Below are 10,553 nucleotides of genomic sequence, written 5' to 3' on the forward strand. Positions count from 1 at the left end.
ACCTTGCAAGGCTGATCCTGGAGCAGGAGAAGGGGTATGTGAAGGTGGATTCCAGGCCAGGAGAAGGAAGCACATTTTCCGTGTTCCTGCCCCTTGCGCGTAAGGAGAAGTAAAGGGATGGGAGAAGTTCTGACAGAAATGTAAGAATTTCCCATCCCTTTTGTCATAGGATTGTCAGGAGCGGATGGTATACTGGAAGGCAGAAAGGATAACAGGGAAATGGAGATACTGAAAGTTCAGGGACTTAAGAAAAGATTTACAGACAGAGGGGAAGGAGAACCGGTGCTTTCCGGGGCAAGTTTTAGGCTGGAGGAAGGGACGTTTACGGCCCTTACCGGGATCTCCGGCGCGGGCAAGACAACCCTCATCCATCTGCTGGCGGGTCTGCAGGAACCGGATGAGGGGCAGGTGTTTCTTCTGGGCCGGGACCTGGGGGAGATGAAGGAAGAGGAAAGGACTCTGTTCCGGCGCAGGCATATCAGCCTGGTGCTCCAGGAGGGAGCGCTTCTTCCGGGGCTTACGGTGGAGGAAAATATCCTTCTTCCCATGGCCATGGACACAGGCCGGCTGGTGGAGGAAGAGCGGCTGGAGCAGATCCTGGAGGCTCTTGGCCTTACCCGGCTTCGCAGGCGGTTCCCGGCCAGGCTCTCCGGCGGGGAGCGGCAGCGGGTGGTGCTGGGGCGGGCCCTTCTCTCGGACGCGGAGATCATTCTGGCGGACGAACCCTGCGCCCGGCTGGACCGGAGGCAGTCTCTGGAGATCATGGGACTTCTGAGGGAGTGCGCCGGCACCTGGAACCGGACGGTGCTGATGGCAACTCACGATCTGGATCTGGCCCAGATCTGTGATCAGATCCTGGTGCTCCGGGACGGACAGATATTTCCCTGGTAGGTGACAGGTATGGGAATCTTATGGAAAGTGACAACAAAAGAGATTCGGCAGAAACCGGCCCGGTTCGCAGTGCTGGTGCTGGGGATGACGGCGGCGGTCTTTCTCATCACGGTGATGACCATCTTCTCTACCTCCTGCCTGCAGGCCATGATCCGGCAGGAGATCGAGGAAAACGGGCCTTACGAGGCGGTGTTCCACAACCTGACAGGGGAGCAGGCGCAAAGGCTGGAGGAAAACGGGCGGATCCGTAAGATGTGGAGGCTTGCGGAATGCCCCCGGGACTCTGGCAGCATAGGGGATGGAGAGGAAGGAGAGGACCTGCAGGGGCGGGTGTGCTGCGGGGTGACTTACCGCCACCGGACCCACGGAATTTTTAAAGAAGTAAATGAACTGGGGGCGGAGATCGACATGGACCCGCTTCCGGAGGAAGAGCGGGAGATCGTGTTCTCCCGGAGAAACCTTACGGTTATTTCCAGTTATGATATTACCTTCAACAATAAGCTGCTGAGCTATTACGGGCTCAATGCCTCTGAGGTGAAGGCGGGATCCGCCTGGGCTATTGGGATGATCGATTTTGTGATCACCATTTTCGCGGCGGTGATCCTCTATTACGTGGTGATCTCTGGCATGGAGGAGAAGCTTAAGACAGTGGGGCTTCTGGACGGGATCGGGATCTCGGACGGGCAGAAGCGCCTCTATATCTACGGGGAAAACCTGCTGGCCGGGGCGCTGGCGGTTCCCCTGGGGATGGGCCTTGGACTGCTGGCGCTTTTTCTCTCCTGCCGGGAGTTAAATGAGCGGTTCCTGCCGACTTATGACCTGGAGCTTGCTGTCAGCCCGCTGTGGCTGGGGGCGGTTCTGGCAGGAAGCGGGGCGGTGATCCTCTGCTCTGCCTCCGGCCTCTACGCCAGGGCGAGGAAGGAGCGGATCCTGGATCTTGTCAGCGGTTATGACCGGGAGGAGGAAGTGAACCGGACCACGGTGCTTCTGCGGGCGAAACGGCATTTCTTCAAGGCGGAAACTCTGCTGGCGGCCAAGAATGTGATCCTGAACCACAGGAATTACGGGGTGTCCTGTGCTTTGCTGGTGATTTCCCTGTGCGTGTTCCTGAACGGGATGACGTACGTCCGGGGGCTGGCGGCTTCTTATGAGGAGGGGCAGGATTATCCCAGGGTATCCCTGTGGGCGAAGACGGAGACGGGCGGCGCCGGTACAGACGGCGGAGCTGCAAAGGAAGAGACGCTGGAAGAACTGGCTGGGAGGATCGAAAGCCTGGAGGGAGTGGCTCAGGTGTCCGTGGTGAAAGAGGCGGAGGACTACAATGCAACAGAGGGATTGTCTTTTGCAGAGATCAAAGCCTATCTGGAGGAACTTCACGTCCGGCGGAATGTGGATCTCTATGAGTCGGATCATTTTGACGCCCGGGAGAAGGAACTGCAGGCGCAGCTGGCCCTCTGCTATCTGGTGCGGGTCGTGGGGGTGGATGAAGCCACCTTCCGGCGGTATCTCCGTTACGGGGAGGAACAGGGGAAGCTGGCCCGGTCCGGGGCGAGGGCAGAAGACCTGGGGATCCTGGTGGGAGCGGAGAGAGCTCCCTATGAGGAGAACACATTTCCGCTGATGATCCAGGGGGAATTAAAGGAACTTCCGCTGGCCCTCATTCTCCTGCCCGGCGAGCATGAGGAAATGCTGCGCTCAGAGTATCTTAAGACGGCGGCGCAGGCGGAAGCTGCCTCGGATTTCTTCTATACGGAGGGGGACAGTATCCTTTACGTGCCCATGGACACCTTTGACCAGTTGTTTGGGGCGGAACAGAAAGGAACGGTCTGCCTGGAGATCGCCCTTGACCGGGATGTGACAAAAACCGGGGAGGTCCGGCGGGCGGATCTAAATGAAGTGGTATATCCCGGGAATGCCCCCAGGCGGGCAGGAGAGGAAGAAAAGATCCGGGAGGAGATCGAGGCGCTGGCGCAAGAGATGGGGCTTGGCGGACTGGAAGTTGTAAGCTTTGCGGAGGAATACCAGCAGTCCTTCTTCGTAGGCGGCAAAGGCCTTCATCTTATGCTGGTGGCGGCCCTGGTGAGCGCCTGCTCTCTGGCGGCGCTTCTGGTGGTGCTGCAAAAAGACGCGGCTTCTCTCCGGAGACGGCGCAGGGAATTTGCCCTCTTGCAGACCATCGGTATGACCAGGAGAAGAGTTTTGAAAATGCTGATCCTGGAGCATTTCTTATATGCCCTGGCAGGGCTTGGATTTGGGATCCCGGTCAGTCTCTTTATCCTGACCGGCTTATACAGCGACGGGGGTGCGCCCCAGATGACGTCATCTATGGATGTGCCCTGGGACCTGGTGGCAGGCCAGGCGGTGATGACGGCGTGCGTGGTGATCCTGCCTCTTATCTTCCTGCTGCGGGAGATGAAGAACCTGGATCTGGTGGAGACTATACGGAGGGAGGAATAGATGATGACAGAACCAGTAAGAAAGAAAACAGGGCAGGTGGGAAAACCCTGTCTGAATATAGAAGGGCTGCGGGCGCAGAAGATCTGCAAGACCTATGGGACCCAGGAAAATCCGGTCTACGCGCTGAAAGAGACCAGCTTCCAGATCCCAAAAGGCCAGTTCGCGGCCATCCTGGGACCCTCCGGGTGCGGGAAATCTACCCTGCTCCACGTGCTGGGCGGCATAGAAGAGCCGGACGGAGGAAGCGTGTGGATCAAAGGGAAGGATCTGTACCAGATGGAGCGGAGCAAACGGGCGGTCTTTCGCAGGCGCAGCATTGGGATGGTGTACCAGTCCATTTTCCTTCTTCCCGCGCTGAACATTGAGGAAAATATCATCCTGCCCCTGCTTCTGGACGGGCGCAGAGCAAAGGAGAAACAGTTGCTGGGGCTATTGCGGGAGACCGGACTGGAAGCAAAACGGGAAGCCCTTCCCAGTCAGCTCTCCGGCGGGCAGCAGCAGCGGGCCGCCATCGCCAGGGCGCTTGTTATGTCCCCTTCGGTGCTGCTGGCCGACGAGCCCACCGGGAACCTGGATAAGGCCAACCGGAACGGGGTGATGGAACTCTTCCGGCGGCTGAATGACATTTACCAGGTGACCATCCTGATGGTGACCCATGACGAAGAGCTGGCAAGGCAGTGCGACCGGATCCTGTATATGGAGGATGGACAGATCATACGAGACCGGGAATTGTAAAACGCAATTGAGGACGTAGCCTTTTGCAAAAAGGCTACGTCCTCAATTGCGTTTTACCCTGTACCCAAATGAAGAATGGGGTGTACCCAAATGCATTTTGCCCTGTACCTTTTTGACAAGTCAGCCATTGTAGGGACAAGCTTGAGGTGGTATAATAGAGGAACGTAATCTGGTCTGTGGGGACAGGCCAAGTTGGATGTCAGAAAATACATAAGAGAGATGAGAGGGACGGATTATGACGAAGAAGTTGAATTTTCGACAGTCGCTGGTGATCGCCAGCATGCTATTTGGACTTTTCTTTGGAGCGGGGAACCTGATCTTCCCGGTTTCCATGGGGCAGCTTGCCGGCGCGGATGTGTGGCAGGCGTCGGCGGGATTCCTTCTGACCGGCGTGGGGCTTCCCATCCTTGGCGTGGCGGCTCTGGGTATCAGCCGGGAGAACGGGCTTCTGGAACTGAGTAGCCGGATCGGGAGGGGGTACGGTATGTTCTTTACTTGTGCCCTGTATCTGACCATCGGTCCTTTCTTCGCCATTCCAAGATGTGCCACGGTATCCTTTACCATCGGGCCTGGGACGGTGCTTTCTCCGCAGGGCCAGACGCTGGCCCTGGGGATCTTCTCCTTTGCCTTTTTCGCGGTGGCCCTGTTTCTTGCCCTGCGGCCGGGGGAGATCCTGACCTGGGTGGGAAAGGTGCTGACGCCGTTATTCCTGGTGCTGCTGGGGGTGCTGGTGCTGCGGGCTCTGACGGCTCCCATGGGAGAGATCAGCGAGATCGCGCCCCAGGGCGCTTATGCTTCCGGCGCGTTTTTCAAGGGCTTCCTGGAGGGGTATAATACCATGGACGCGCTGGCAGGCCTTGCCTTTGGCATTATCGTCATCAATGTGATCCGCACTCTTGGAGTGGAGGAGCCGGAAGATATCGCAGTGAGCACGGTGAAAGCGGGTGTATTTACCGCCATCATCATGTCCGCCATCTATCTTCTGATCACCGTTGTGGGGACCCAGAGCCGGGGCGTATTCCCGGCGGCGGCAAACGGCGGGGACGCGCTGGTCCAGATCTCGGAATATTATTTTGGCAGTGTCGGGATCGTGATCCTGGCGCTGATCGGAACGGTGGCCTGTCTGAAGACGGCGGTGGGGCTGATTACCAGCTGCGGCGCCACCTTTGAGAAAATGTTTCCATCCGGCCCGTCCTACCGGGTGTGGGCTGTGATCTTCGCGGTGGTGTCTTTTGTGATCGCCAACGCGGGACTGAACGCCATCATCGCCTACTCGGTGCCGGTGCTGATGTTCCTGTATCCGCTGGCGGTGGCTCTGATCCTTCTGACCTTGTTTGGCAAGGCCTTTGGAAATGACAGGATCGTGTACCGCTGGGTGATCGGATTCACTCTGATCGCGGCGCTGGTGGATTTCTTCAATGCCCTGCCGGAAGGGACCGCAAGGTTCCTGCACATCACCGGCGCGGCCCAGGCGGCCAGAGATCTGTTGCCTCTGGGAGACCTGGGATTTGGCTGGCTGTGTCCGGGAGCAGTGGGACTGGTCATCGGACTGATCCTCCATAAGAGGAGAGAGGCGCAGGAGGCAAAGAAGTAAGGAGGACTTATGCGGGAGATCAGATGCCCCAAGTGCGGGGAAGTATTTCAGGTGGATGAATCCGGCTACGCGGCGATCGTGAAGCAGGTGCGGGATAAAGAGTTTGAGAAAGAGATCCGGGAACGGGAGGCTCAGTTCCGCCAGGAGAAGCAGGCGGCGGAAGAGCTGGCCCGGACGAAGACGGAGCAGAAGCTAAGCGGACAGATCAGCAGCCAGGAGACCCGGATCCGGGAACTGGAGACCAAACTCCAGGCAGAGAAGGACGCCCGGGATCTGGAGATCCAGAAGGCTGCGGCGGAAAAGGAGCGGGAGCTGGCGCAGCGGATCGCAGCCAAGGATCAGGAGCTTGCCGAGCGGGACGCCAGGATCCAGAAGCTGCGCTCCCAGATGGATTCCGAGGAGAAGGAGAGCCAGTTAAAGGAGCAGTCCCTGAAGGAGAAATATGAGGAACAGCTGAAGATGAAGGACGAGCTGGTGGCGTATTATAAGGATTTCAAGGCCCGCCAGTCCACCAAGATGGTGGGAGAGAGCCTGGAGATCCACTGTGAGACCGAGTTCAACAAGCTGCGGGCTACCGGATTTCAGCATGCCTACTTTGAGAAAGATAATGACGCCAGAAGCGGGAGCAAAGGGGATTACATTTACCGGGAGACGGACCCGGAGGGAGTGGAATTCATCTCCATCATGTTTGAGATGAAAAATGAGATGGACGAGACGGCCACCAAGAAGAAAAATGAGGATTTCTTAAAGGAGCTGGACAAGGACCGCCGGGAGAAAAACTGCGAGTACGCGGTGCTGGTGTCCCTCCTGGAGCCGGACAGCGAGCTTTACAACCAGGGGATCGTGGACATGTCCCACCGGTATCCCAAGATGTACGTGATCCGGCCCCAGTTCTTTATTCCCATCATCACCATTCTTCGCAACGCGGCCACCAACGCTCTGGATTACCGGAGGCAGCTGGAGGTGGTGAGGAACCAGAATATCGACATTTCCCATTTTGAGGAAGATATGAATGACTTCAAGGAGAAGTTCGCCCGGAACCTCCGGATCGCCAGCGAGCGGTTCCAGAAGGCCATCGACGAGATCGACAAGACCATCGATCATCTCCAGAAGACCAAGGAGGCGCTGCTGTCCTCGGAGAATAACCTGCGGCTTGCCAACAACAAGGCGGAGGATCTGACCATCAAGCGGCTGACCCGGAAGAATCCCACCATGGCAGCCAAGTTTGCAGAGCTGGAAGAGAGAAAGAGACAGGAAGGAACAGAAGAGTAAGGATGAGAGTCAATCGGAAGGAATTAAAACAACAGGCCAGGAGATCCCTGAAGCAGCATTACTGGATCTTCGTGGTCCTCTGCCTGGCGGCAGGTTATATCGGAGCGGAATCCTTTGGAGGCCTGGAGCTGATCACCATGGCTTCCGAGGGAGAACTGACTGCGGAAGTGTCCACCGGCATGGTGCCGGAGACGCCGGATATGAGCACCGCCATCGCGGAGGCGATCATGGGGGAGGACGAAAAGAGCCGGGAGACTTCCCAGGCTCTGGTGCAGGAGGCAAAAGACGATCAGGGGAGCAACGCAGTGCTTGGCAGGACCAGAGGTGTGTTTGCCGAGGCGGTCAACCGGATCGAGTCGGGGGCCATGATCGCCACGGTGATCATGGCGGTGCGCTCAGTGGTGGATTCCACGGAAGCCATGCTGATCCTCTTTATTGTGGTCAGTCTGGTGCTGGCATTCCTGGTGTGGTTTTTCTTCATCAATATGTTTACCGTGATCATGAGGCGGTTTTTCCTGGAGGGACGGACCTATGAGAAGGTGTCTCCCCAGAGACTTTTGTTTCTGCTCCGGGTGAAACGGTGGGTGCGGGTGTCCTGCACCATGTTCGCGGCCTCCTTTTTCCAGTTCCTGTGGAGCCTGACCCTTATCGGAGGCGTGATCAAGCGGTATTCCTATTTCCTGGTGCCCTATATCGCGGCGGAGAATCCGGATGTGCGGGCTCTGGAGGCAGTGACCCTGTCCCGGAGGATGATGCGGGGGCACAAGTGGGAATGCTTCCTGATGGAAATGAGTTTCCTGGGATGGGTGATCTTAGGAGGCGCCACCCTGGGGATCTCAGAGATCTTTTATTCCAACCCCTATCGGATGGCCGCTTATGCGGAATACTATGTCCGGGTCCGGGAAACCTACAAGAAGGAAGAGGGGGAAAAGGCAGAGCTGTTAAATGATCCCTATCTCTTTGAGAAGCCGGACCTGGGCACTGTGGTGGAGACCTACAGCGACCTGATTTACCTTCTGGACGAAGAGCAGGTCCAGAAGAAGAAAAGCGGAAGCCTTACGGAGGCGCTGGCGGATTTCTTCGGGGTTACTTTATTCTACAGCGCCAACGAGCGGGAATATGAGGAGCGGGTGAAGCGCAGGATCCGGCTTGCTTCTCTGCAGGATGTGATCAGCGGGAAGGCCTATCCCATCCGGATGTCCGCTATTCCGGAGTACGAGAAGCGGAGCCGGATCGAGATGATCAACTATTTCCGCAGATATTCGGTGTGGTCGCTGATCCTGATGTTTTTCGCCTTTTCTTTCATCGGCTGGCTTTGGGAAGTAAGCCTCCATCTGATCTCAGACGGAGTGTTTGTCAACCGGGGTGTGCTCCATGGTCCCTGGCTGCCTATCTACGGCTGCGGCGGCGTGCTGATCCTGGTGGCGCTGAACCGGCTTAGGGCCAGGCCGTTGCTGGAATTTGGGGCTATCGTGGTCTTGTGCGGCTGCGTGGAGTATTTTTCCTCCCTGTACCTGGAAATAGCCCATAATGGCCAGCGCTGGTGGGATTACAGCGGATATTTCCTGAACCTGAACGGCAGGATCTGCGCGGAAGGGCTTCTGGTATTCGGTCTGGGAGGCCTGGCCATCGTCTATGTGCTGGCCCCCATCCTGGACAATCAGGTCCGCAGGATCCCGGGGAAAGCCCTGGTGCCCGTAAGTCTTGCGCTGGCGGCGGTATTCGTGGGGGATCTTGCCTACTCCAGCGTACACCCGAATGAAGGGAAAGGGATCACCGACTATCAGAAGGCAGAGACAGAGGAAGAAGGAGAGACGGAAGATGCGGTATTATCTTGCGCCCATGGAAGGGGTCACTACCGATATTTATCGGGCCGCCTATCATAAATATTTCCGGCCGATGGAGAAATATTTCACCCCCTTTTTAGTACCTCACAGCAAGAAGGGGTTCAGCGCCCGGGAGATGCGGGAGATCGACCCGGGACGGAACGAGGGGATGAACCTGATCCCTCAGATCATGAGCAATCAGGCCGGTGACTGCCTGCGCACCATGAAGAAGCTGAAAGACCTGGGATACCAGGAGATAAACCTGAATTTTGGCTGCCCTTCCAGGACGGTGGTGTCCAAGAACCGGGGAGCGGGATTCCTGGCAGACCCGGAGGCGCTTGACCAGTTCCTGGAGGAGGTGTTCGCCCACGGGGATCAGAAGATCTCGGTGAAGACCCGCCTGGGGAAATATCACCCGGAGGAATTTGAAGAGATCCTTGCTGTCTATAACCGGTATCCGCTGGAAGAGCTGATCCTTCACCCCAGGACCCAGCAGGATTTCTATCAGGGAAGGGTGAACCTGGAGGCTTACGCCTATGCCAGGGAGCACAGCCGGAATCCCCTCTGCTACAATGGGGATATCCGCTGCGCATCGGATGGAAAGCGTCTGAGGGAGCAATTTCCCGGGACGGACACGGTCATGCTGGGCCGTGGCGTGATCGCCAATCCCGCCCTTGTGGAACAGATGGAAGGAAGGGCAGGGGAAGAGCTGGATAGAGAGCGGCTGAAAGCTTTTCTTGAGGAGATCTGCAAGGGGTATCAGGAGCTGGGGGCCGGAGGACGGCCGGTGCTCTTCAAGATGAAGGAACTGTGGGCATATCTTATCGGGTTGTTCCCGGAGAGCCAAAAGCAGGCGAAAAAGATCCGGAAATCCGGCAGTCTGGCGGAATATCAGGCGGCGGTGGAGGAAGTTTTTGCTTTACATTCCCCGCGGGCTGCCCTATAATTCAGAGAGAAGGAAAAAAGAAGGAGGGCTCCGGTATGGAAGACCAGAAACAAAAAGTTTATGACGCGCTGGACAAGCAGAAGATCAAATATGAAGTGGTAGAGCACGAACCGGTATATACAATGGAAGATATGGACCGGCTGGGTCTTCCGGAGAAGGGAACGCTGTGCAAGAACCTGTTTCTGCGGGACGCCAAGGGGAAACGGCATTTCCTGGTGACCTGCGAGGAGAGCAAGAAGGTGGACTTAAAAAGCCTGGGACGGCAGCTGGGAGCGGGCAACTTAAGCTTTGCCTCTGAGGACCGGCTGGAGAAGTACCTGGGTGTGAAGCAGGGCGGGGTAACTCCTTTTGGCCTTATGAACGATACAGACCACGCGGTGGAGTTTTTCATCGACAAAGACCTGACAAGATGCAAGAGCCTGGGTATTCATCCCCTGGAAAATACAGCCACTGTGTTCCTGTCTTTTAAAGACCTGGATAAATTCCTGTGGAACCTGGACGTGGACGTGGTAAAGATCAAACTATAGATAAGAAATGAAAGAGAAGAGACGGCTTTTTGACGGGAAAGGTCGTCTCTTTTTCGTGGATCTGACATTTTTATACTTTTTTAATTGCATGTTTCGGTCAGGGGAAGTAGAATGGTAGGAGCAATGAATGAAAGTGAGGAAGACTATGAGTCAGGAATATAGAATGCCCGAAGGCGGGCAGGAATCATATGGAAAGAGGCTCTGGCACCTGTGGAGCCCCCTGATCCTGAAGATGGCCATCGGATTTGGTGTGTCCGTCCTTGCGGCGGGAGCCTTCTCCATTATCTTTATGGCCAAAAATACGG

The 10,553-nt window shown here is 56.7% G+C and carries 8 protein-coding genes; all 8 read left to right on the forward strand.

What is annotated here, in order from left to right:
- The first annotated feature begins 219 nt into the window (after positions 1-219).
- The 8 genes from ACML7B_RS08575 to ACML7B_RS08610 all read left to right on the forward strand — a co-directional run bounded on the left by ACML7B_RS08575 (position 220) and on the right by ACML7B_RS08610 (position 10,248).
- A complete protein-coding gene (locus ACML7B_RS08575) occupies positions 220-891 on the forward strand; it encodes an ABC transporter ATP-binding protein (protein WP_418540631.1) in 672 nt (223 codons plus the stop codon).
- 9 nt (positions 892-900) lie between these two features.
- Complete coding sequence (locus ACML7B_RS08580) at positions 901-3,348, forward strand: ABC transporter permease (RefSeq protein WP_418540632.1); 2,448 nt, start codon at positions 901-903, stop codon at positions 3,346-3,348.
- On the forward strand, positions 3,349-4,083 hold the full coding sequence (locus tag ACML7B_RS08585) for an ABC transporter ATP-binding protein (RefSeq protein ID WP_418540635.1): 735 nt from the start codon (positions 3,349-3,351) through the stop codon (positions 4,081-4,083).
- A gap of 235 nt (positions 4,084-4,318) precedes the next feature.
- Positions 4,319-5,677: a branched-chain amino acid transport system II carrier protein gene (gene brnQ / locus ACML7B_RS08590; protein ID WP_418540638.1), complete on the forward strand. Its 1,359-nt coding sequence runs from the start codon at positions 4,319-4,321 to the stop codon at positions 5,675-5,677.
- A gap of 9 nt (positions 5,678-5,686) precedes the next feature.
- Positions 5,687-6,949 (forward strand): DUF2130 domain-containing protein, encoded by a 1,263-nt coding sequence (locus ACML7B_RS08595; RefSeq protein ID WP_418540640.1) that lies wholly within the window; start codon positions 5,687-5,689, stop codon positions 6,947-6,949.
- Between the two features lie 2 nt (positions 6,950-6,951).
- Entirely contained in the window at positions 6,952-8,835 is a 1,884-nt protein-coding gene (locus ACML7B_RS08600) for a DUF975 family protein (protein ID WP_418540641.1), read from the forward strand.
- On the forward strand, positions 8,771-9,721 hold the full coding sequence (locus tag ACML7B_RS08605; RefSeq protein ID WP_418540643.1) for a tRNA dihydrouridine synthase: 951 nt from the start codon (positions 8,771-8,773) through the stop codon (positions 9,719-9,721). Before ACML7B_RS08600 ends, ACML7B_RS08605 begins: the two co-directional genes overlap by 65 nt.
- 35 nt (positions 9,722-9,756) lie before the next feature.
- Positions 9,757-10,248: a prolyl-tRNA synthetase associated domain-containing protein gene (locus tag ACML7B_RS08610; protein ID WP_106788634.1), complete on the forward strand. Its 492-nt coding sequence runs from the start codon at positions 9,757-9,759 to the stop codon at positions 10,246-10,248.
- The last annotated feature ends 305 nt before the right edge of the window (positions 10,249-10,553 follow it).

Source organism: Massilistercora timonensis (genome assembly GCF_048354975.1).
Classification (GTDB): Bacteria; Bacillota; Clostridia; order Lachnospirales; family Lachnospiraceae; genus Massilistercora; species Massilistercora timonensis.

Coding starts and splice junctions, on each gene's coding strand:
- ACML7B_RS08575 (WP_418540631.1), top strand. CDS start 220: ATGGAGATACTGAAAGTTCAGGGACTTAAGAAAAGATTTACAGACAGA.
- ACML7B_RS08580 (WP_418540632.1), top strand. CDS start 901: ATGGGAATCTTATGGAAAGTGACAACAAAAGAGATTCGGCAGAAACCG.
- ACML7B_RS08585 (WP_418540635.1), top strand. CDS start 3,349: ATGATGACAGAACCAGTAAGAAAGAAAACAGGGCAGGTGGGAAAACCC.
- brnQ (WP_418540638.1), top strand. CDS start 4,319: ATGACGAAGAAGTTGAATTTTCGACAGTCGCTGGTGATCGCCAGCATG.
- ACML7B_RS08595 (WP_418540640.1), top strand. CDS start 5,687: ATGCGGGAGATCAGATGCCCCAAGTGCGGGGAAGTATTTCAGGTGGAT.
- ACML7B_RS08600 (WP_418540641.1), top strand. CDS start 6,952: ATGAGAGTCAATCGGAAGGAATTAAAACAACAGGCCAGGAGATCCCTG.
- ACML7B_RS08605 (WP_418540643.1), top strand. CDS start 8,771: ATGCGGTATTATCTTGCGCCCATGGAAGGGGTCACTACCGATATTTAT.
- ACML7B_RS08610 (WP_106788634.1), top strand. CDS start 9,757: ATGGAAGACCAGAAACAAAAAGTTTATGACGCGCTGGACAAGCAGAAG.